Genomic DNA, 21,572 nt, shown 5'->3' on the forward strand with positions numbered 1-21,572 from the left:
AGAAGCCCGTTCAAACGGCTCGCTACATCACAAAATATTTGATTAGTACTATTCTAAAAGGAAAAAAACCAATAAAAGCTTATCTTACCGGAGCCAACAACTTATACCGTAAATCTTCATGCGACCGAAATTGTGTCTTGCCGCATTGATGCTTTTTTTCTCCCTAAGCTCAAGCAGCCAACCCGCCTACATTGACAGTCTTGAAAATGTACTGAAAACCAATATTCCGGACACCAGCCGGATCAACATCCTCAACGAGTTGGCCGAAAAATACCGCTACTCCAACCCGGAAAAGATCTACCAGTACAGTCATTCCGCCAGGGCAAAAGCACTGACCATAGCGTTCGCTCCAGGTCTCACCAGATCCATGTATAATCTGGCTATTTATTACGAGACCTACCGAAGCGAAGACTCACTTCAATACTATTTCGCTAAATCGCTGCACCTCTCTGATTCGCTCGGCGACAAAAAATACCACACCCTCACCATGAACAGCAGGGGGCTTTATCTGGTGTCGAAAAGAAGGTTTGAGGAGGCAGTCAACATATTTTATGACGTGCTGCGAAGCCACGAAGAAGCTGGAAACCCTTATGGAGAAATGGCTGCTCTCAATAATATTGGTCTTGTATTTATGGAGCTGCGTCAGTATGCAAAGGCAATCTCCAACTTCAAGAAGGCTTTGCCAAAAATTCCTGAGCCGCATCCAGTGGTGCTAAACAACATCGGCTCTTGTTATGGTAGCCTGTCTCGTTACGACTCAGCCGAATACTTTGTCACGTGGGGTATAGAACGGGCCAGAGCAACCAACAACTTGCATGCGGAAGCAAACGGCCTGCACATTCTGGGAACGGTTTATGAGTCAGCGGATGACTATTACAGGGCGCTGGAGACGTTCTTGACAGCAGAAAAAATACGTGAGAAAGTGCCCGGCACTGCCATGCAAATAGCCGACCTGACCAACATTTCCAACATTTACGCCAAGCTCAAAAACCCGTCGAAAGGTATTGAGTATGGCAATAGAGCGTTAAAACTGGCTGAGGACGATCAGGTAGACTACAAGATTGAAAACATATATGAGGCACTCGCCTTGAACTATGTGGCGGCCGGAAACTTTCAGCGAGCTACAGAATTATACAGGAAGTGGGGCGTTGAAAAAGACTCTTCCTATGCGAAAGCGCAGTCGGAGGCGCTAGCCGAAATGCAAACAAAATATGAAACTGAAAAGAAGGAGCAGCAGATACAAATCAGGGACCTGCAATTGGCCGAGCAGGCTTTGCTTATCCAACAAAAGAATCTCCAGCTTTACGCATTCATTGGTGGAGTGGTCGTTTTGCTTATCCTGCTATACCTGGGCTACAATAGGCTGAAGCTCCAGCGAAGAGTACAGCAACTAGAACTGGTTCAAAAAATTCAGTCGGAACGAGAACGCATTTCAAGCGACCTCCACGACCATGTAGGCGCTCAGCTGACAAGTATTCTCTCTGGCCTGCAGATTACGGATCAAATTGAGGGATTCAGGAAAGATGAAGAAGTGCAAAAAATCGTGAGCAGTCTGAAAGCAGATGCGCAGGACACGCTCACAAGCCTTCGTGACAGCATCTGGAGCCTGCATCAGAGCGAAATAACCCTGGCAGATTTCGTCGACCACATAGAGAGGTATCTTTCCAGCACCCTTAAGTACAGGCCGAATCTTTCCTTTCAAATTATCAACCACATCGCCTACCCCTACAAGCTCGCCCCACGGGAGGCGCTCAACATTACCCGGGTAATGCAGGAGAGTATTCAAAACATTGCCAAACATGCTGGGGCTCGTCGCATCATCGTAGACTTGTCGTTGAAGGATTCCCTGGTGATAAAGATTTCCGACGATGGTGTGGGATTCGATACCGAAGCCATGGCTGAAGGTGAGCATTATGGCATTGAAAATATGAAACGACGTATGGAGGAAATTGGAGGTGGCTTTAGTATCTCATCCGTAAAAGATCAGGGGTCTACCATTAGCCTCACTATTTGATTTACCCCAAATTGGGTATTGGGCCAATTAGTTCTTTACCCCACCTTTGACACTGAACAAAAAAGCTATGGCTATTCGTATTGCATTGGTTGAGGATAATCCGTCGCTGAGAAAGCGATTCATCGACAACTTTAAATACTTCCAAAGTATTGACCTGGTACTAGTCAGTCCAACCGGGGAGGATTTTCTCAACAAAATGGAACAGGCCACTGCACAAGAGCTACCTCAGGTAGTTCTCATGGACATTGAATTGCCTGGCATCGACGGAATAGAAACGACCAGCCGCCTTAAACAGTCGCTGCCTGACATTGAGGTGATGATGCTCACCGTGTTTGAGCAGCCCGACAAAATATTCAGCTCGCTAAAAGCCGGGGCTGTGGGTTACATGCTGAAAGACGAAAGCCCGTCCAATATTGTAAAAGCCGTTGAAGAACTGGTGGAAGGTGGTGCACCAATGTCGAGAACCATCGCCCGCAAAATGATTGGTTTGATTAGTTCAGATCCAAATCTGGGCGAGGACTCGAAATTGAAAGACCAGGCTATTCAGGAATATGGGCTCTCCGAGCAGGAAGTAAAAATAATCCAACGGCTTGTCGATGGGAACAACTACCTCGAAATAGCTGAAGGGCTATTCATCAGCCCACACACGGTAAAAACGCACATCAAGAACATCTACAAGAAACTTCATGTGCACAGTCGGGCCTCGGCCGTGAAGCTGGCCATTGACAAGAAAATAGTGGGAATGGTGTCACTGGTTTTGGCAGCAGCCGTCAAACTGCTGTCGGTCTCCTGAGTTTGACACGCTGAAATTGAAAAAGTGCCATTGCGCTGTGTATGGGCACTTTTTAGACTACTTTTCAGAAATTTGTATATCGAAAACTCGCTTGATTTTCTTTCAGATAGTGGCTTGATTTGCCTCAAACAGATTTTGAGTGCCTAGTATCATTATCGACAAGAAGCCATCAGGTGATTATATCCGCATCGTTGAGTCTTATCGTGACCAGGATGGCAAGCCACGCACCAAAACGCTTTACAGCCTGGGGCGGGTAGACAGTTTTTCGCCCGAGTCTCTGAAACGAATGGGCCAGCGGCTCTATGAATTAGGTGGTGGAAATCTGAAGGATTTACTCGGTGAGCAAGTCAGCGAAGAAGGTAGATATAACTACGGCTTTCTGTTGGTTTACCGTAAAATACTCCACTATTACGGCCTTGATCGCATATTTCAGCGGATCACCAAAAAGAAAAAGCTGACCTTCTCTCTTACTGAAGTGGTTTTACTACTGCTCATTGAGCGCCTCAATGATCCTTGTAGCAAGCGGGGTAGCTTTTTCCACCAGGAAGAATACCTGGGACTGGCTCAGGTGTCCTTGCAACACCTCTACAGGAGTCTGGACTACCTGGCTGACCATAGCCAACTGATCCAGCAAACCATTTTCCAAACTGGTAGAGACCTGTTCAACCAGAAATTAGATGTGGTGTTCTATGACGTGACCACCTTCTATTTTGAATCAGAAATAGAACAGGAAGGAGCATTGCGTCAGAAAGGCTTTAGCAAAGATGGCAAAATAGGAAGCACACAAGTGGTTTTTGCCATGCTCATTGACAGATACAAGCAACCCATCGGTTACAAACTCTATAGCGGAGACCTGTGGGAAGGATACACCTACACAGAAATGGTGGAAAGCCTCAAGAAAGAATACCAGATCGAAAACATCGTCTTGGTCGCCGACCGAGGCATGCTCAATACTGACAACCTGCAAGTCACTGTTGACAAAGGCTATGAGTTCATCATGGGAGAGCGGCTCAAGGTACTCCCCAAACCCATCCAGGCCCGGTTGATCGATCTGGATAACTATCACCATCAATGGATGAGTTCTTCAGTAGGTTCGGAGCGTGAGCCGATCAAAGTGCGCTACACTGTCCTGGAATACAATGAGCGAAAGATCATAGCTACCTACAGCGAAAAGCGAGCTGAAAAAGATCGACAAGAAAGAGAAGAAAAGCTTCGTAAGGCTGAATTGTTACTCAAAAACCCAACGCAACTCAAAAAGAAGGCCCATCACTACTACCTCAAAAATACCGAAGGGGAAAAGTATGTGGTTGATACTGAAAAAATCAAACGAAGCGAAAAGTATGACGGCTTCCTTGCCATCGCCTACCACGCCAAAGGACTCTCCCATGAACAGGTGCTGGATCACTACCACCATCTATACCAGATAGAGCATAGCTTCCGTACCTTCAAAGGCTATCTGGAAACCCGCCCGATGTTCCACTGGACCAATAAGCGTATCCAGGGTCACATTTGTCTGTGCTATATCGCCTATAGCATGCTAAACCATTTACAACTTCGGCTAACCAAACAAGGCACCCCACTTACAGAGCAAACCATCCGAACCCACTTGTCCAAAATGCAAGTCAGTCTTGTCAAACAAGCCGATCAATACTTCTACCTGCGCTCCAAGACCTCTGAAATCTCACAGCAATTACTACAAGCAGTGGCTGAAAAGAACCTCCCAGACCTTTTTCATAAGGATCAGATAATCAAATACTTATAAAATCTTGTATATCGAAAGCAATTTTTTAATTACTTATATATCAGATACTTAACTCAAAATCGTGTCAAACTCAGGAAGAACATCTACAAGAAACTTCATGTGCACAGTCGGGCCTCGGCCGTGAAGCTGGCCATTGACAAGAAAATAGTGGGAATGGTGTCACTGGTTTTGGCAGCAGCCGTCAAACTGCTGTCGGTCTAACTCTTCCACTTGATATTGCAACCCAGCGACGGCATCTGCTCCTCCTCCTTCACGGTGGTGCCAAGCAAAACTGCATCCAGTGCATTTCGCAAATCTTTCCCAGTCAGCGGCTGCCCGTTTCTTGGTGTACTTGCGTCAAGCCGTCCCCTGTAAACACACTTCAAGTCGTCATCGAACACATAAAAATCAGGCGTGCATGCTGCCTGATAGGCTTTGGCAACCTCCTGAGTTTCATCGTACAAATAAGGAAAAGGGAAAGCCTTCTCTCTGGCCATGATCTTCATTTGCTCCGGGCCATCCTCGGGATAGTTCACCACATCGTTTGAGCTGATAGCCACAAAACCGACACCCTTTAGCTGGTATTCGCTGGCAATCGCCAACACCTCGTCCAATACGTGAATGACATAGGGACAATGATTACAAATAAACATCACCACGGTGCCTTTCTCAGCTTTGACATCACTTATGGAAAGGTGCTCATCAGAAACGGTATCTAAAAGTTTAAATCCCGGAGCATTGGTGCCCAAGGGGAGCATGGTAGAATAAGTACTGGCCATCTTTTTACCTTTATTTACTTAAAGGCCTAAACAAGTAAAAAGTTCTGAAAACTAAGAAATACTATAAAATTACCTTCTGTAAAAACGCCCGTTGGGCGGGTCAACACTTATCTCTATCTTGATGAACATCTTCGAAAACCTAGCATACCCCAACCATGAGGCGACTTAACAAACAGACTATATTATTTGCGGCTTTAGCGCTTTTTCAAATATTTTCCATTGGTGTTTCTGCCCAAAGGAGAAGTATTACCCCATCACCCGCCAGGGCTGAAGGTGACGGCCCCTACACGCAGCTTATCATTCGAGGTGCCATCATGATCAACGGCACCGGGGCGCCGCCAATCGGGCCAGTTGATATCGTTATAGAACAAAACAAAATCAAAAGTATTCAAACCGTCGGCTATCCTGGTGTCGAGATCAATGCCGAAAGACGCCCAAAACTCAAAGAGGGCGGGAAGGAAATCGATGCAGCGGGCATGTATGTGCTTCCCGGCTTTATCGATATGCATGGACACATCGGCGGCGTGACGCAGGGAACTCCTGCTGAGTATGTCTTCAAACTCTGGATGGCGCATGGCATCACTACGATTCGTGAACCTTCCGCTGGCAATGGCCTCGACTGGACACTTGAACACAAGAAAAAGAGCCTGAAAAACGAAATTACCGCTCCCCGCATCCTGGCTTACACCGCCTTTGGCATGGGCAAAGAAGGGGGCATTAACAGCCCCGAAGAAGCTCGCCTTTGGGTGCAGGAAAATGCTAAAAAAGGAGCAGACGGCATCAAATTCTTTGGTGCCAGCCCCGACATTATGGAAGCTGCGCTGCGAGAGAATAAGCGGCTGGGTCTGAGAGCTGCCTGCCACCATGCACAAATGGACGTGGCCCGGGCCAATGTGCTCAACACCGCCAGCTGGGGACTCACCAGCATGGAGCACTGGTATGGCCTGCCCGAGGCTATGTTCGACAACCGTACAATCCAGGACTTCCGGCACGACTACAACTACCAGAATGAACAGCACCGCTTCGGCGAGGCAGGCAAACTATGGAAGCAGGCAGCAGCCCCGTATTCTGAAAAATGGAATACTGTGATGGACTCGCTGCTGGCGCTCGACTTCACTTTAGACCCAACTTTCAATATCTACGAAGCCAACCGTGATTTGATGAGGGCCCGCACTGCAGAATGGCATCAGGACTACACACTTCCCTCCCTGTGGGATTTCTACCAGCCCAGCAAACAATCACATGGCTCATATTGGCACTACTGGGGAACCGAAGAAGAAATCCAGTGGAAAGAGAATTACCGTCTATGGATGACTTTTGTAAATGAATACAAGAACAGAGGTGGCAGAGTAACTACCGGCTCGGACTCAGGATTCATATTCCAATTGTACGGCTTTGCCTATATCAGAGAAATGGAACTGCTGAGAGAAGCGGGCTTCCATCCTCTGGAGGTAATCCGCTCGGCCACTTTGTATGGAGCGCAGGCCCTTGGCATGGAAAAGGAGATTGGCAGCATCGAAGTGGGGAAGCTGGCCGACCTTGTGATAGTGGAAGAGAATCCGCTGCAAAACCTTCAGGTACTTTACGGAACAGGTGCCATCAAATTGACGGAAGACAATGAAGTTGTAAGAGTTGGCGGCGTGAAGTATACGATCAAAGACGGGATTGTTTACGATGCCAGAAAACTACTGGAGGACGTGAAAACGATGGTGACGGACTCCAAAGAGGCAACTGGAAAGACTATCAAACAGCCCGGTGTTAACTAAAATTTTAGCGCAAGGGAGTTTAATAACCGCATAGAAACGAAGTAAGCCCTTTGAAATTATCTTTTTTCAAGATTTTTTAGTATTATGAAGATTATTTGAAGCATCGCCTATATTATAGTATTATTAAATGAGTATCCCTGATCAACCCTTTTTACTAAAACCTGTTTTTGAAAAATTTCCTCTTTCAGCGATAGTCGCTTTAGCAGTCCTGCAGATTCTTTTATTCGGTTGTATCCCCACTGAACCGAGCAGTGACGGGAAAAAAGAAGGGACGGCAGAGACAGCTCAAGCTTCAGTAGAACCTGATGCAGAACCCTATGAGGCGCTTTCTCTTCTGGGCAAAAAACTAAAAAGACCTGAGCTTTCTGACAAACAACGAGCAGCACTCGAAGAAAACCTGGCTAAGGCTAAGGCAAATTTCGATGCGTATCCTGACAGTCTGGACTTCATCATTTGGTATGGAAGAAGGCTTGCCTACATGTCGATGTACAAAGAGGCCATACAGGTGTACACTGACGGACTGAGAGAATTTCCTGATTCGTACAGGATCTACCGCCACAGGGGCCACCGGTATATTTCCATCAGGCAGTTTGACGACGCCATCAGGGATTTGGAGAAGGCAGCTTTTTATATGCGTGGGGAAGAAACCATGATCGAAAAAGATGGGATACCGAATAAGCTTAACATACCGCTGTCAAGTACTCAGTTCAATGTTTGGTATCATCTTGGACTTGCCTACTATTTGAAAGGCAACTACGATAAGGCTATTTCCGCTTACAAAAAATGTATGGAGTTCTCCACCAACGATGACCTGCTGGTCGCAACCTCCGACTGGATGTACATTACCTACAGGAAGCTGGGGAATCTGCAAGCCGCTGACAAAGTGCTTGAGGCGATCAAACCAAAAATGAAGATCGTAGAGAACGACTCCTACCACAAGCGCCTTCTCATGTACAAAGGCCTCCTACAGCCAGAAGATGTTCTTAGCGCTGACGAGGAGGATGGCGTTCAACTTGCCACACAGGGCTATGGGGTAGCCAACTGGTACCTGTTGAACGGTGACATTGAAAAAGGCAGGGACATTCTGGAAAAGGTGGTTGCCGGAGAAAGCTGGTCGGCCTTCGGATATATCGCCTCAGAGGTGGAGCTAACCAACCTGCAGGCGCTACTTTAATTTGTTTCTCAAGGCCAACGCAACATCAGGGTAGTTCGTAATCACCCCGTCTACGCCCATGCCAAGTACCTTCATCATTTCATCGGTCGTATTAACTGTGTAAGGAATAACGGTCAAGCCATCGTCGTGATGTCGTTGAACAAGGGACACATTAATCATTTTGTGGTAGTAGTTTATTCCTGAGTTTGACACGCTGAAATTGAAAAAGTGCCATTGCGCTGTGTATGGGCACTTTTTAGACTACTTTTCAGGAATTTGTATATCGAAAACTCGCTTGATTTTCTTTCAGATAGTGGCTTGATTTGCCTCAAACAGATTTTGAGTGCCTAGTATCATTATCGACAAGAAGCCATCTGGTGATTATATCCGCATCGTTGAGTCTTATCGTGACCAGGATGGCAAGCCACGCACCAAAACGCTTTACAGCCTGGGGCGGGTAGACAGTTTTTCGCCCGAGTCTCTGAAACGAATGGGCCAGCGGCTCTATGAATTAGGTGGTGGAAATCTGAAGGATTTACTCGGTGAGCAGGTCAGCGAAGAAGGTAGATATAACTACGGCTTTCTGTTGGTTTACCGTAAAATACTCCACTATTACGGCCTTGATCGCATATTTCAGCGGATCACCAAAAAGAAAAAGCTGACCTTCTCTCTTACTGAAGTGGTTTTACTACTGCTCATTGAGCGCCTCAATGATCCTTGTAGCAAGCTGGGTAGCTTTTTCCACCAGGAAGAATACCTGGGGCTGGCTCAGGTGTCCTTGCAACACCTCTACAGGAGTCTGGACTACCTGGCTGACCATAGCCAACTGATCCAGCAAACCATTTTCCAAACTGGTAGAGACCTGTTCAACCAGAAATTAGATGTGGTGTTCTATGACGTGACCACCTTCTATTTTGAATCAGAAATAGAACAGGAAGGAGCATTGCGTCAGAAAGGCTTTAGCAAAGATGGCAAAATAGGAAGCACACAAGTGGTTTTTGCCATGCTCATTGACAGATACAAGCAACCCATCGGTTACAAACTCTATAGCGGAGACCTGTGGGAAGGATACACCTACACAGAAATGGTGGAAAGCCTCAAGAAAGAATACCAGATCGAAAACATCGTCTTGGTAGCCGACCGAGGCATGCTCAATACTGACAACCTGCAAGTCACTGTTGACAAAGGCTATGAGTTCATCATGGGAGAGCGGCTCAAGGTACTCCCCAAACCCATCCAGGCCCGGTTGATCGATCTGGATAACTATCACCATCAATGGATGAGTTCTTCAGTAGGTTCGGAGCGTGAGCCGATCAAAGTGCGCTACACTGTCCTGGAATACAATGAGCGAAAGATCATAGCTACCTACAGCGAAAAGCGAGCTGAAAAAGATCGACAAGAAAGAGAAGAAAAGCTTCGTAAGGCTGAATTGTTGCTCAAAAACCCAACGCAACTCAAAAAGAAGGCCCATCACTACTACCTCAAAAATACCGAAGGGGAAAAGTATGTGGTTGATACTGAAAAAATCAAACGAAGCGAAAAGTATGACGGCTTCCTTGCCATCGCCTACCACGCCAAAGGACTCTCCCATGAACAGGTGCTGGATCACTACCACCATCTATACCAGATAGAGCATAGCTTCCGTACCTTCAAAGGCTATCTGGAAACCCGCCCGATGTTCCACTGGACCAATAAGCGTATCCAGGGTCACATTTGTCTGTGCTATATCGCCTATAGCATGCTAAACCATTTACAACTTCGGCTAACCAAACAAGGCACCCCACTTACAGAGCAAACCATCCGAACCCACTTGTCCAAAATGCAAGTCAGCCTTGTCAAACAAGCCGATCAATACTTCTACCTGCGCTCCAAGACCTCTGAAATCTCACAGCAATTACTACAAGCAGTGGCTGAAAAGAACCTCCCAGACCTTTTTTCTAAGGAGCAGATAATCAAATACTTATAAAATCCTGTATATCGAAAGCAATTTTTTAATCGCTTATATATCAGTTACTTAACTCAAAATCGTGTCAAACTCAGGAGGATGGCGTTCAACTTGCCACACAGGGCTATGGGGTAGCCAACTGGTACCTGTTGAACGGTGACATTGAAAAAGGCAGGGACATTCTGGAAAAGGTGGTTGCCGGAGAAAGCTGGTCGGCCTTCGGATATATCGCCTCAGAGGTGGAGCTAACCAACCTGCAGGCGCTACTTTAATTTGTTTCTCAAGGCCAACGCAACATCAGGGTAGTTCGTAATCACCCCGTCTACGCCCATGCCAAGTACCTTCATCATTTCATCGGTCGTATTAACTGTGTAAGGAATAACGGTCAAGCCATCGTCGTGATGTCGTTGAACAAGGGACACATTAATCATTTTGTGGTAGTAGTTTATTGACTCCACGTGGGTCGTAGACGCCCGTCCTAGCCGGAACCTGTTATCCTGATAAAACGGAACAAAGAAGAGTGAGGTCTGGCTGACCAGCAGCTTTTGCAAGGGTATGTTGTAGCCACTGGCATGTGCCTCCTCCAAATATTTTGAGTCAAACGACTGAATGATGCACCACTCTTCGGCTCCATACTTGTGCACCTCCTCGGCCACCTGCTTTCCAAGCCCATCGTAAAGCCCCTCTTTTGGCCATTTGATTTCGATCAAAACCTTCACTTCACCGTTGATTCCTACAATGACTTCCGCCAGTGAGGGTACCAACTCACCCTTGAATGCTTCGCCAAACCAGCTTCCTGCGTCCAACGACCTAATCTCATCAAAAGTCATGGCTGAAATAGCGCCTGAGCCATTGGTGGTTCTGTCCACTGTGGCGTCGTGCATGACTATGAGATGCCCGTCTTTGCTCCTGTGAACGTCCAGCTCAATCACATCAGCACCCAGCTCAATGGCTTTGCGAAACGATGCCATCGTGTTTTCAGGAGCATGGCCAGCTGCGCCACGATGCCCCACGATAATGAAGCCTTTCTCCTTGATGTCGTTAATTGTGTAAGATTCCATGTTGTTTGCCATCACTGGCCAGAAGAACCAAGCTAACCCGACAGCGATCAGGCCGAGCCCACCTAGGATATACTTTAGCATAACAGAGATTTTGAGGATAATTTAAGCAATTAGACGGTCAAAATGCCTCGGCAACGTTGAGATAAACAGCATAGAAACCATCAGTTGCCACGCCGAAATCGAGTCGGAGGTTGAGCTTTTGATCCTTTATCGGTCTGAATCGCCCGCCAGCGCCAACCACAGCCTTCACCGGGGTTTGAAAAGCCGAAGCTATGTCCGAGGAAACATTTCCAACACCTGCAAAAAGCACACCTCCCAGCCTCCAAAAAAGCGTTCTTCGCCCCTCCACCTGAAAATACCACGAGACTTTGTCACGGTACAGGTTTTCATTCTTGATTCCCCTCAGCCTGTCGTTTCCGCCTAGCTGCGGAAGCCTGTAAAACGGGATATTATTACCGGCCACGGAGTTAATCACAAGCTGAAGCCCCAAAACGTGTTTTGGCGAGATCACTTCCCGAAAGTACCTTGAATCAAGGTTCAACTGTGCAAAGGAATAGTTGCTACCCACTACTTTACTAAAGTAATGTAGGTTGCTGGTCACGTACCAACCTTTTGAAGGGTAGAGGACGTTGTCTCTTGTGTCGTATATAAATATTGGCCCTAGCCCGTTAGTCCAACCACCCTTGGTGCCCGACACCTCTCCGGCGTCCAGCACTGCCCCATCTTTGAAGTCACTAAGTTTGTCATACCTGAAGTCGTACGACAATCCAAAAAAGTATTTTTCGTCCCTGATCTTCATCCACCGACCGTTCAGCTGGCCAAATTGATCCAGAAACATTTCCAGGTCATCCGGGTGCGTATCATTTCCGATGCCGAAAAAAAAGTCCGGGTAGTTACGCACCCTCAGGGTATTACTCAGGTAGGTAGCATTCTTAAAGTATTGCTCCGACCGCAGCGAGCTGATCACTTGCTTGTTGGCCGTGTAAATGAATATCGGAGCCAGTGTGCTGGGTCTATTGAAGCTGCTTGTGTCTACCCCCTTTTTGGGCAAAATCCACATGCCCATAAATCCGCCGAAGAACCTTGACTCGGGCGAGTAGCCCAAAATGGGGGCCGCAATGACCTTCCCTTTTTTTCCGGCAATCGAATCTACCTTTTCCACGGTCTGACTTAGCCCAGCCCATGGTGCCAACAGAACCAGTAGAAAAAGAAGGTAAGAACCCTTCATCTTACGCCTTACCAACAGAAATATTCAGCTCCTTCAGCTGCTCAGCAGAGATGGTAGAAGGCGAATCAATCATTACGTCCCTGCCAGAGTTGTTTTTTGGGAATGCAATAAAATCCCGGATGGAATCCACCCCACCAAACAAGGAGCAAAGCCTGTCGAAGCCGAAGGCAATACCACCATGCGGAGGCGCACCATATTCAAAAGCTTCCATCAGGAACCCGAACTGCTTCTTAGCTTCTTCGTCTGTAAAGCCAAGTGTCTTAAACATTAGCTGCTGCGTGGGCCTGTCGTGGATACGGATAGAGCCACCGCCGACTTCCACACCATTGATCACCATGTCGTAGGCATTGGCCCTGATGGCACCGGGGTCTGTCGCCAGCAGCTTCATGTCTTCTTTCTTCGGTGCGGTGAAAGGGTGGTGCATCGCATGGAAGCGCTTTGTTTCCTCATCCCACTCAAGCAATGGAAAGTCAAGCACCCAAAGAGGTTTGAAATCGTCTCTTTTTCTCAGGCCGAGCTTGTTGCCCATCTCCAGCCTTAGCTCATTCATGGCTTTGCGGGTCTGGTTCTTGTCACCGGCCAATACTAATATCAGGTCACCAGCTTCGGCACCGCACGCTGCGGCCCATTCCTTCAGCTGATCCTCGGAGTAAAACTTATCTACCGAAGACTTGAAAGTGCCATCGGTATTGCATTTGAGGTAAACCATGCCTTTAGCCCCAATTTGTGGTCGTCTGACAAAATCTGTCAATCCGTCGAGCTCCTTGCGGGTGTACTCGGCACAACCTTTGGCACAAATCCCCACCACCAACTCAGCGGCATCGAACACCTGGAAGCCTTTGCCCTGGGTAAGCGCATTCAGCTCCACGAACTCCATGCCGAAGCGAATATCTGGCTTATCGCTGCCATACTTAGCCATCGCCTCATCGTAAGTCATTCGAGGGAAAGCGCCAAATTCCAGTCCTTTTTCGTCTTTGAAAAGCGACTTTACCAACCCCTCGAATATGTTGAGGATGTCTTCCTGGCCAACAAACGACATCTCGCAGTCGATCTGGGTAAACTCGGGCTGGCGGTCGGCTCTTAAGTCTTCGTCACGGAAACACTTCACAATCTGGAAGTAGCGGTCGAAACCAGAAACCATCAGCAGCTGCTTGAAAGTCTGAGGGCTCTGTGGCAAGGCGTAAAACTCCCCCGGGTTCATACGGGAGGGCACCACAAAGTCACGGGCACCTTCCGGGGTCGACTTGATGAGTACTGGCGTTTCCACTTCGATAAACTTGTTGCCATCAAGGTATCGGCGGGTGTACTGCATCATCCGGTGGCGGAGTTCAAGGTTGCTTCTTACTGAGTTTCTGCGCAGGTCCAGGTAACGGTACTTCATGCGAAGTTCATCGCCTCCATCAGTTTCGTCCTCTATAATAAACGGAGGTACTTTGGCGGGATTCAACACCTCCATCGCCGTCACTCTGATTTCTATGTCGCCAGTCGGCATTTTGGGGTTTTTCGACACCCTTTCGATCACTTCGCCAGTAGCTTTCAGTACAAACTCACGACCCACACCCTGTGCCATTTTCTGAATTTCGGCAGCAGTTGATCCTTCATCAAACATGAGCTGTGTCAGGCCATAGCGATCCCTCAGGTCGATCCAGGCCATGCCGCCTTTGTCCCGGAGGCGTTGCACCCAGCCACAAAGTGTTACGGTAGTTCCTACATGTTCAAGTCTTAATTCGCCACAAGTGTGAGTTCGAAGCATTGCTAGTCGTTTTGAATTTTGGGAGGCAAAGTTAGCAATACTTTGGTCAAATGAATTTCAATTCTGTACCTATTTCAAATCCATATATCCTTCAAAGCTGTTATCTTTAATCAAACATTTATTATGAGTGCCGAAAACATAAAGGATGAGCTTCATCAGTTGATAGAGAATGCCGATGAGCAGTCTCTAAGAATTGCACTAAGTGTGCTAAAATCTGAAGAAACAGAAGCTGACTATGCGCTATCTAGCGAGCACAAAGAACTCCTTGACAAAAGGCTCGATGAACATGAGAAAAACCCAACGTCCGGCTCTTCCTGGCAAGAAGTCAGAAAAAGAATAGAAAAGAGGATATGACCTTTGAGGTGGTTATCAAGCCGGACGCCGAAAGGGATATTACTGAAAGTGCTATCTGGTATGAAAAGAAAGTAACTGGACTGGGGAGAGATTTTTTGGATGCCCTGGAAACTATGTTTTTGAGATTGGAGACTAGTCCTCTCATTTACCAACCCCGATATAAGTTGGTTCGAATGGCAAAATTAAAACGATTTCCATTCTGCGTTCACTTCACAATTGAAAAGGAAAAAATTATCGTCCACGCTGTGTTACACACAAAGAAAAGTCCTCGTATATGGCTGAAAAGACAGAAATAAAATCGTCTTTTCGAATAGAATGACAAGAGCCTGATATTTTCCCTAGTTTTGTATGAACCAGAACGCTATTTAAGCCCATGAGATCATCATATTGCCTATTCCTTTTTTTGGTCACCTTTACCGTTAAAGCCCAGCTAAGCCCCACCAAAGTAACTGACTACATCACCGTGAGCCTTCCTTCCGACTTTCGTCCGATGAACGAGCAGGAGATTAATAGTAAGTATATTTACACTAGGCGCCCCATGGCGCTTTACACTGACTACGGTGTCACTGTCGATTTTGGGATCAACAGAGGAAACAACCAGTGGGCGCAGGGGGACTTAAACATTCTGAAGGATTTTTATAAAGCCAACATTTCTTCTCTTTACGATGAAGTGAGTTTCACCAAAGACGCCATCGAAACTATCAACGGCCGGGAGTTTGCTGTATTTGAGTTTGTTGCAATAGTTAAACCTGAGGAAGACGCCATTACCAACGAATCAGCCCTCCGTACATACAGCTATATACAGTACACCATTGTCAACAACCAAACGCTTGTGTTCACGCTTTCATCGCCTTACCAACACATGAGAAAGTGGAAAGACCTTGCTCCTCAGATCATGCAAAGCGTGTCCATTAAAAAGAACTTTAAGTGAGCGGGCTCACAGTTTTCAGTGACGATCATTTCATGAAAGTCGCTTTGCGTGAAGCTGAAAGAGCGCTGGAAGAAGATGAAATTCCTGTGGGAGCTATCATTGTTTGCCAGAACAAAGTCATTGCCAAAGGCTACAACCACACAGAAAAGCTTACTGACGTAACCGCCCATGCAGAAATGCTGGCGATTACGGCTGCAGAAAACTACCTCAGCTCCAAATACCTGAACGATTGCACACTGTACGTTACGCTGGAACCTTGTGTGATGTGTGCGGGTGCCCTCCATTGGACGCAGATAGGTAGAATCGTTTACGGAGCCTCTGATTTACAAAGAGGCTATTCGCTGCTGACTGAAAATGTGCTACACCCTAAAACAAAGGTGTCATCGGGGGTGATGGAACTGGAATGCCGACTGCTAATCAATACCTTTTTCAAAAAGCTAAGGGGGAAGGAGTGACCCCACCTATAACCTCATCAACAATATCTATCCCATCAATGAACTATACCCACTCAATGGGGTTATTTAATTGAGCAGTTCTTAGTAGATTTACTGTTCAGTAACATAAATGTTCAACCATAAAACAAATCAATAATTATGGCATTCGAATTACCAGCATTACCATATGCAACCAATGCGCTGGAGCCGCATATCGACGCCCGCACCATGGAAATACACCACGGCAAGCACCACAATGCCTACGTGACGAACTTAAATAAAGCCATCGAAGGCACTGAAATGGCAGGCAAGTCGCTCGAAGAATTGCTGAAAAGCCACTCTAACGTGCCAGCCGTGCGCAACAACGGCGGTGGTCACTGGAACCACTCTTTATTCTGGACAGTTATGGGCCCTGGCAAAGGCGGCCAGCCTTCAGGTGCTTTGGCTGATGCTATCAACGCTGCCTTCGGTTCATTCGACGGCTTCAAAGAAAAATTCTCTGCAGCTGCAGCTACCAGATTCGGCTCAGGCTGGGCATGGCTTTGCGTGAAAGGCGGCAAGCTTGAAATATGCTCGACTGCCAACCAGGACAATCCGTTGATGCCTGACGCAGGATGCAGCGGCACACCTATTCTTGGTCTTGATGTTTGGGAGCATGCGTACTACCTGAACTACCAGAACCGAAGACCTGACTACGTGGCAGCTTTCTACAATGTGGTAGACTGGGATGCAGTAGCCAAACGCTTTGCAGCGGCAAAATAATTAGCCCGTTGCTATCAAATATCAGAGCCCTTCCAGCAATGGAGGGGCTTTTTTATTGCCCATCGATCAACCCATATGCCTGACCACGCAATTAGCCCTTCCTTTTTAGGTATTGAATTAGGATATTGAGAAATAAACGATTCAAAACATACCTACTATTATGAGTTCAACATCCAGAAGAACATTTATACAAAAGACTGGCATGGCTGCTGCCGGCGGACTAGCCCTCAGCCAAATACCTTTTTCATCATTCGCCGGCCTACGGAAGCCGGTCGCAGCGGGCGACAAGCTGCGCTATGGTGTGATCGGCTGCAACGGCATGGGCTGGAGCGACATGCGCTCACACCTCAACATGGACGAGGTCGACTGCGTCGCTCTATGTGACGTTGACCAAAGCGTGCTTGACAGGCGTTCCGCTGACGTGGAGAAAATGAGGGGTAAAAAACCCACCCAGTATGGCGACTACCGCAAAATGCTGGAAAACAAAGACATCGATGTTGTTATCATCGGCACGCCAGACCACTGGCATTGCAAAACGATGGTGGATGCTGTGCAGGCTGGAAAGCATGTGTATGTGGAGAAGCCCATTGCCAATACCATGGAAGAGTGTAATCTCATGGTAGCTGCTGCGAAAAAATATGGCAAAATCGTGCAGGTTGGGCAATGGCAGCGAAGTGGTCCGCATTACGAGCAGGCGCTCGACGTGGTTCGCTCTGGGAAGCTGGGGCAAATCAGACTGGTGAAGGTATGGGCTTATCAGGGGTGGATGAAGCCAGTGCCTGTTTTGCCAGACATGGCAGTGCCAGCAGGTGTTAACTACGACATGTGGCTTGGACCCGCACCAAAACGGCCTTTTAATGAAAACCGTTTTCACTTCAACTTCCGCTGGTTTTGGGACTACGCCGGTGGTCTGATGACCGACTGGGGAGTACACGAAATTGATATTGCACTTTATGCCATGGGTGTAAAGGCACCAAAGTCTGTGATGGCCTCAGGTGGCAAGTTTGCCTACCCTGATGATGCCTCTGAAACACCCGACACATTGCAGACGGTGTTCGAATACGAAGGCTTCAATATGCTTTGGGAACACGCAACCGGGATAGACGGTGGCAACTACGGCAAAACTGAGGGTATTGCATTTATAGGAAACAACGGAACGCTGGTGGTCAACAGAGGCGGTTGGGAGATTATCCCCGAAACCCAACAGAAAGACGGAATGACTGCCTGGAAAATGGATGATGTACCTGACCAACGCCCGCAAGGCAATGCCCTTGATCTTCACACCCGGAATTTTGTTGACGCTATCAAGGCAAACGACTCGTCGAAGCTCAAGTGCGGGATCGAAACAGGCAGCATTGCGGCCATTAATGCGCAAATGGGCAATATCGCTTACAAAACGGGCAGGAAAGTTTTCTGGGATGCGGCGAACGGGCAATTCAAGAACGATGCCGAAGCCAACGCCCTGATGAAGGCCAAATACAATAATGGATGGACTTTACCGAAGGTTTAAACAAAAAAGCCCTTCTCCAAGAACCACGGAGAAGGGCTTTCTTTTTATGCCTGACCCATTGCCTTTAAATAGGCTGCATGGGAGCCCAGGGCGATCCGCATGCGTGGATATTCTATATACACGATGCCATTCTCCTCACACACCTTCTTGATGATTTTGCTTATGGCAGGATAATGAATATGAGATATTTTGGGGAACAGATGGTGCTCAATCTGGTAGTTTAAGCCACCAACCCACCATGTGATCAGCTTATTTTTAGTGGCAAAGTTTGCTGTTGTCTTTATCTGATGAATCGCCCACTCGTCTTCAAGCTTATTCAATTCGTTAGGAACGGGGAAATGAGTGTGTTCTACCGTGTGTGCTAATTGGAATACAAGCGTAAGCACCAATCCAGCGAACAAGCCCATTACCAGGAAGCCTGTTAGCCATGGCAGGAAACCTACCATATAAATTGGCAACGCCATGTACACAACCGCATGAATGGCTTTGAAACCCCAAAAGCTGATATGATCCTTAGGCTTCATCTTCATTAACGGCATAGAGCCTACTTTCTGGGTAAAGTACTTCTTGTAGTCTGTAAAGAATACCCAATACAGGTAAAGCAACGAGTAAGCGAACCAACCATAGATATGCTGATAGCGATGAATTTTTCGGTGACGCTGCGTAGAGCAAAGTCTCAGGAAAGGCCTGGCATCAATATCATCGTCAATTTCATCAATATTGGTGTAGGTGTGATGAATAACGTTGTGCTTGGTATTCCACATAAACACATTGGCTCCAAGAAAATTGAGCGATAAACCTGCTAGTTTATTCACCCACTCCTTGCGGCTAAAACTTCCATGCGAACCATCATGCATCACATTAAATCCGATGGCGGCCGTTAAACCTCCCATTATTACTGATTCTGTGAGTGCCAACCATGTGCCTGGAGTAAAAAAGACTAAATGGATATAGAAACCCACCCAGCTCAATACCAGAACAACGGCCTTGAAGTATAGCTTATAGTTACCTGTCGACGGCTTTCCTGCCTCTTGAAAGTATTCGTTTATTCTTGACCTCAGTTCGCCATAAAAGGAATTTCCCTGAGATGAAAATTTAGGTGCACTCATTAGGGTTCTTGTTATTTTACAGTACAAAAGAAACCTTTTGCACCTTGATAATTTGAGTTGACAAAGGTACGATTAAAACCGGAAATATTTTTCGCAATTTTATCGGCGGCAAGCTTCTTGAAACGACTCACGCTTAGGGATGCTTTTGGTTAACGATATTTTAGGCAGCTTAGTTCTTATCAACAGGAGCCCTTGCCTCTGCGCCGCCCCTGTCCACTATTTTTCATAAAGTTTTTTCAAGTCGCTCAATTCATCTCTCAATCTGGCTGCGTCAATAAAATCCAGCTCCTTGGCAGCTTTTTCCATGGCTTTTTGTGTTTGCTTGATCAGCTTTTCGAGCTCAGGCTTTGGCATGTATTGAACAATCGGGTCGGCGGCAATACTTGGCTCCTCATTTTCAACGTAGTACTTCCTTCCGTCCTTTTTGGAGTCAGCCACCTTAGTTTGACCCATAATTGAGCCGATATTCTTTTTAACAGATCGGGGGGTAATACCGTGTTCTTTGTTGTAAGCAATTTGTATGTCCCTCCTCCGATAAGTTTCATCAATAGCCTCCCGCATGGAGTCCGTGATTTTATCGGCGTACATAATCACCTTTCCGCTTTCATTTCTAGCCGCCCGGCCAATTGTCTGAACCAAGGATCGCTGGTTTCTAAGAAAACCCTCTTTGTCGGCATCCAAAATAGCGACCAGCGAAACTTCCGGTAAGTCGAGGCCTTCACGCAAAAGGTTGACGCCTACGAGGACATCGAAAACACCTAGCCTAAGCTCTCTGAGAATTTCTACCCTGTCAAGTGCATTCACCTCTGAGTGGATATAGCGTGACTTCACGCCAGCTCTCTCAAGATACTTCTGTAGCTCCTCAGCCATTCTTTTAGTAAGCGTTGTTACCAGTACACGTTCTTCCTTTTTCACCCGCTCATCAATCTCTTCCAACAGATCGTCTATCTGATTGATGCTCGGCCTGACGTCAATCTCCGGATCCAAAAGACCGGTTGGCCTGATGATCTGTTCCACGACCACACCCTCTGACTTTCTGAGCTCATACTCTGCCGGCGTCGCACTTACAAATATTACCTGACTTAGCATTCCCTCAAATTCATTGAATGTCAACGGCCTGTTGTCCAGCGCCGATGGAAGCCTGAAACCGTAGTCCACCAGGTTCACCTTTCTCGACCTGTCGCCTCCCCACATGGCCCTGATCTGCGGCACAGTCACGTGGCTTTCGTCAATTACCATCACAAAATCTTCAGGGAAATAGTCGAGCAGACAGAAAGGTCTTTGGCCTGATTGCCGCCTGTCGAAATAGCGGCTATAGTTCTCCACGCCCGAACAGTAGCCCAGTTCTCTTATCATTTCGAGGTCAAACTCCGTTCGTTCTTTCAACCGTTTTGCTTCGAGAAACCGCCGCTCGCTTTCAAAATAGTTGACCTGGGCCATCATGTCGTCCTGAATTTCGATGATGGCCTGCTGGATCACATCTTTTCCGGTGACAAAAAGGTTGGCAGGAAATATTGTTATGATTTTCTCGTCGCTGAGTTTTTTACCAGACTGTGGATCGATTCGCTGAATGGATTCAATTTCGTCTCCCCAGAAAATAATGCGGTAGGCAAAGTCGGCATACGCAACAAAAATATCAACCGTGTCCCCCTTCACCCTAAAGTTACCCCGCTTAAACTCTACCTCCGTTCTGCTGTACAAAATATCCACAAAGCTGAAAAGCAGTTGATTTCGGGTGATCTGCTGCCCTTCCTCTAACCGAATAACATTTTTCCCAAACTCATCCGGATTGCCTATTCCGTATATGCAGGAGACTGAGGCAACCACTATCACATCCCGCCTTCCGCTTAGCAGCGCCGAAGTGGCACTTAGCCTCAGCTTTTCAATTTCTTCGTTGATAGAAAGATCTTTCTCTATGTAAAGTCCTGTGGTTGGAATGAACGCCTCGGGCTGGTAGTAGTCGTAGTAGGAAATGAAGTACTCAACAGCATTGTTAGGAAAGAACTGCTTAAGTTCGCCGAATAGTTGTGCAGCCAATGTTTTGTTGTGGCTAAGCACCAGGGCCGGTCTGTTCACTTCCTTGATGACGTTGGCCACTGTGAAGGTTTTGCCGGAGCCTGTCACTCCCAGCAGCGTTTGGGCGGGTTCGTTTGCATTTAGGCCTTTTACAAGCTCTGCAATTGCCTTTGGCTGGTCGCCGGTGGGTTGGTATTCAGATGTTAGTTCGAAGTCCAAAGAG

20 protein-coding genes are annotated in these 21,572 nt (G+C 47.1%); 13 read left to right on the forward strand and 7 right to left on the reverse strand.

What is annotated here, in order from left to right:
* Positions 1-118 precede the first annotated feature (118 nt).
* The 3 genes from ACMVP2_RS08410 to ACMVP2_RS08420 all read left to right on the forward strand — a co-directional run bounded on the left by ACMVP2_RS08410 (position 119) and on the right by ACMVP2_RS08420 (position 4,569).
* The gene (locus ACMVP2_RS08410; RefSeq protein WP_416867387.1) at positions 119-2,014 is read left to right on the forward strand and encodes an ATP-binding protein; all 1,896 of its coding nucleotides are present in this window, start codon (positions 119-121) and stop codon (positions 2,012-2,014) included.
* A 67-nt stretch (positions 2,015-2,081) separates the two neighbouring features.
* Positions 2,082-2,807: a response regulator gene (locus tag ACMVP2_RS08415; protein WP_416867388.1), complete on the forward strand. Its 726-nt coding sequence runs from the start codon at positions 2,082-2,084 to the stop codon at positions 2,805-2,807.
* A gap of 139 nt (positions 2,808-2,946) precedes the next feature.
* Positions 2,947-4,569 (forward strand): IS1634 family transposase, encoded by a 1,623-nt coding sequence (locus ACMVP2_RS08420; RefSeq protein ID WP_416866955.1) that lies wholly within the window; start codon positions 2,947-2,949, stop codon positions 4,567-4,569.
* Between the two features lie 197 nt (positions 4,570-4,766).
* Here the strand turns inward: ACMVP2_RS08420 and ACMVP2_RS08425 are convergent, their stop codons facing one another.
* Entirely contained in the window at positions 4,767-5,327 is a 561-nt protein-coding gene (locus ACMVP2_RS08425) for a thioredoxin family protein (RefSeq protein WP_416867389.1), read from the reverse strand.
* A 155-nt stretch (positions 5,328-5,482) separates the two neighbouring features.
* On the opposite strand from ACMVP2_RS08425, the gene ACMVP2_RS08430 reads away from it, so the two are divergent.
* Together ACMVP2_RS08430 and ACMVP2_RS08435 are read left to right on the forward strand one after the other, a co-directional pair.
* Entirely contained in the window at positions 5,483-7,093 is a 1,611-nt protein-coding gene (locus tag ACMVP2_RS08430; RefSeq protein WP_339790798.1) for an amidohydrolase family protein, read from the forward strand.
* 127 nt (positions 7,094-7,220) lie between these two features.
* Entirely contained in the window at positions 7,221-8,267 is a 1,047-nt protein-coding gene (locus ACMVP2_RS08435; RefSeq protein ID WP_416867390.1) for a tetratricopeptide repeat protein, read from the forward strand.
* On the opposite strand, the gene ACMVP2_RS08440 is transcribed toward ACMVP2_RS08435, so the two are convergent.
* The gene (locus ACMVP2_RS08440) at positions 8,259-8,459 is read right to left on the reverse strand and encodes a glycerophosphodiester phosphodiesterase (protein ID WP_416867391.1); all 201 of its coding nucleotides are present in this window, start codon (positions 8,457-8,459) and stop codon (positions 8,259-8,261) included. The genes ACMVP2_RS08435 and ACMVP2_RS08440 overlap by 9 nt on opposite strands.
* 130 nt (positions 8,460-8,589) lie before the next feature.
* Between ACMVP2_RS08440 and ACMVP2_RS08445 the strand changes: the two genes are divergently transcribed.
* Together ACMVP2_RS08445 and ACMVP2_RS08450 are read left to right on the forward strand one after the other, a co-directional pair.
* Positions 8,590-10,212, forward strand: a complete 1,623-nt coding sequence (locus tag ACMVP2_RS08445) for an IS1634 family transposase (protein WP_416867392.1) — start codon at positions 8,590-8,592, stop codon at positions 10,210-10,212.
* 128 nt (positions 10,213-10,340) lie between these two features.
* Entirely contained in the window at positions 10,341-10,463 is a 123-nt protein-coding gene (locus tag ACMVP2_RS08450; protein ID WP_416867393.1) for a hypothetical protein, read from the forward strand.
* On the opposite strand, the gene ACMVP2_RS08455 is transcribed toward ACMVP2_RS08450, so the two are convergent.
* The 3 genes from ACMVP2_RS08455 to aspS form a co-directional block, all read right to left on the reverse strand.
* The gene (locus tag ACMVP2_RS08455) at positions 10,455-11,333 is read right to left on the reverse strand and encodes a glycerophosphodiester phosphodiesterase (RefSeq protein ID WP_416867394.1); all 879 of its coding nucleotides are present in this window, start codon (positions 11,331-11,333) and stop codon (positions 10,455-10,457) included. The genes ACMVP2_RS08450 and ACMVP2_RS08455 overlap by 9 nt on opposite strands.
* Before the next feature lie 37 nt (positions 11,334-11,370).
* Positions 11,371-12,414 (reverse strand): BamA/TamA family outer membrane protein, encoded by a 1,044-nt coding sequence (locus tag ACMVP2_RS08460; RefSeq protein ID WP_416867395.1) that lies wholly within the window; start codon positions 12,412-12,414, stop codon positions 11,371-11,373.
* Between the two features lie 67 nt (positions 12,415-12,481).
* Positions 12,482-14,233, reverse strand: a complete 1,752-nt coding sequence (gene aspS / locus ACMVP2_RS08465; protein WP_416867396.1) for an aspartate--tRNA ligase — start codon at positions 14,231-14,233, stop codon at positions 12,482-12,484.
* Between the two features lie 123 nt (positions 14,234-14,356).
* Between aspS and ACMVP2_RS08470 the strand changes: the two genes are divergently transcribed.
* The 6 genes from ACMVP2_RS08470 (at position 14,357) to ACMVP2_RS08495 (ending at position 18,224) form a co-directional block, all read left to right on the forward strand.
* Positions 14,357-14,587 carry an addiction module protein gene (locus ACMVP2_RS08470; RefSeq protein WP_416867397.1) on the forward strand — a complete coding sequence of 77 codons (231 nt, stop codon included), beginning with the start codon at positions 14,357-14,359 and terminating at the stop codon, positions 14,585-14,587.
* Complete coding sequence (locus ACMVP2_RS08475; RefSeq protein WP_416867398.1) at positions 14,584-14,883, forward strand: type II toxin-antitoxin system RelE/ParE family toxin; 300 nt, start codon at positions 14,584-14,586, stop codon at positions 14,881-14,883. The genes ACMVP2_RS08470 and ACMVP2_RS08475 overlap by 4 nt, the downstream gene beginning before the upstream one ends.
* 77 nt (positions 14,884-14,960) lie before the next feature.
* The gene (locus ACMVP2_RS08480) at positions 14,961-15,518 is read left to right on the forward strand and encodes a hypothetical protein (RefSeq protein WP_339790812.1); all 558 of its coding nucleotides are present in this window, start codon (positions 14,961-14,963) and stop codon (positions 15,516-15,518) included.
* Positions 15,515-15,973 carry a nucleoside deaminase gene (locus ACMVP2_RS08485; protein ID WP_416867399.1) on the forward strand — a complete coding sequence of 153 codons (459 nt, stop codon included), beginning with the start codon at positions 15,515-15,517 and terminating at the stop codon, positions 15,971-15,973. The genes ACMVP2_RS08480 and ACMVP2_RS08485 overlap by 4 nt, the downstream gene beginning before the upstream one ends.
* A 138-nt stretch (positions 15,974-16,111) precedes the next feature.
* Entirely contained in the window at positions 16,112-16,714 is a 603-nt protein-coding gene (locus ACMVP2_RS08490) for a superoxide dismutase (RefSeq protein WP_151998119.1), read from the forward strand.
* Positions 16,715-16,874: 160 nt separating this feature from the next.
* Positions 16,875-18,224 carry a Gfo/Idh/MocA family protein gene (locus ACMVP2_RS08495; protein WP_416867400.1) on the forward strand — a complete coding sequence of 450 codons (1,350 nt, stop codon included), beginning with the start codon at positions 16,875-16,877 and terminating at the stop codon, positions 18,222-18,224.
* A gap of 44 nt (positions 18,225-18,268) precedes the next feature.
* On the opposite strand, the gene ACMVP2_RS08500 is transcribed toward ACMVP2_RS08495, so the two are convergent.
* Together ACMVP2_RS08500 and uvrB are read right to left on the reverse strand one after the other, a co-directional pair.
* Positions 18,269-19,333 (reverse strand): acyl-CoA desaturase, encoded by a 1,065-nt coding sequence (locus tag ACMVP2_RS08500; RefSeq protein WP_339790824.1) that lies wholly within the window; start codon positions 19,331-19,333, stop codon positions 18,269-18,271.
* Positions 19,334-19,549: 216 nt separating this feature from the next.
* Entirely contained in the window at positions 19,550-21,568 is a 2,019-nt protein-coding gene (gene uvrB / locus ACMVP2_RS08505) for an excinuclease ABC subunit UvrB (RefSeq protein WP_339790825.1), read from the reverse strand.
* Between the last annotated feature and the right edge of the window lie 4 nt (positions 21,569-21,572).

This window comes from Imperialibacter sp. (assembly GCF_048007035.1).
Lineage (GTDB): Bacteria > Bacteroidota > Bacteroidia > Cytophagales > Cyclobacteriaceae > Imperialibacter.

What these genes read in the sequence shown, in the direction of transcription:
- ACMVP2_RS08455 (WP_416867394.1), bottom strand. Translation starts at nt 11,333, where the DNA reads ATGCTAAAGTATATCCTAGGTGGGCTCGGCCTGATCGCTGTCGGGTTA.
- ACMVP2_RS08410 (WP_416867387.1), top strand. Translation starts at nt 119, where the DNA reads ATGCGACCGAAATTGTGTCTTGCCGCATTGATGCTTTTTTTCTCCCTA.
- ACMVP2_RS08470 (WP_416867397.1), top strand. Translation starts at nt 14,357, where the DNA reads ATGAGTGCCGAAAACATAAAGGATGAGCTTCATCAGTTGATAGAGAAT.
- aspS (WP_416867396.1), bottom strand. Translation starts at nt 14,233, where the DNA reads ATGCTTCGAACTCACACTTGTGGCGAATTAAGACTTGAACATGTAGGA.
- ACMVP2_RS08480 (WP_339790812.1), top strand. Translation starts at nt 14,961, where the DNA reads ATGAGATCATCATATTGCCTATTCCTTTTTTTGGTCACCTTTACCGTT.
- ACMVP2_RS08490 (WP_151998119.1), top strand. Translation starts at nt 16,112, where the DNA reads ATGGCATTCGAATTACCAGCATTACCATATGCAACCAATGCGCTGGAG.
- ACMVP2_RS08435 (WP_416867390.1), top strand. Translation starts at nt 7,221, where the DNA reads ATGAGTATCCCTGATCAACCCTTTTTACTAAAACCTGTTTTTGAAAAA.
- ACMVP2_RS08475 (WP_416867398.1), top strand. Translation starts at nt 14,584, where the DNA reads ATGACCTTTGAGGTGGTTATCAAGCCGGACGCCGAAAGGGATATTACT.
- ACMVP2_RS08495 (WP_416867400.1), top strand. Translation starts at nt 16,875, where the DNA reads ATGAGTTCAACATCCAGAAGAACATTTATACAAAAGACTGGCATGGCT.
- ACMVP2_RS08415 (WP_416867388.1), top strand. Translation starts at nt 2,082, where the DNA reads ATGGCTATTCGTATTGCATTGGTTGAGGATAATCCGTCGCTGAGAAAG.
- ACMVP2_RS08430 (WP_339790798.1), top strand. Translation starts at nt 5,483, where the DNA reads ATGAGGCGACTTAACAAACAGACTATATTATTTGCGGCTTTAGCGCTT.
- ACMVP2_RS08500 (WP_339790824.1), bottom strand. Translation starts at nt 19,333, where the DNA reads ATGAGTGCACCTAAATTTTCATCTCAGGGAAATTCCTTTTATGGCGAA.
- ACMVP2_RS08425 (WP_416867389.1), bottom strand. Translation starts at nt 5,327, where the DNA reads ATGGCCAGTACTTATTCTACCATGCTCCCCTTGGGCACCAATGCTCCG.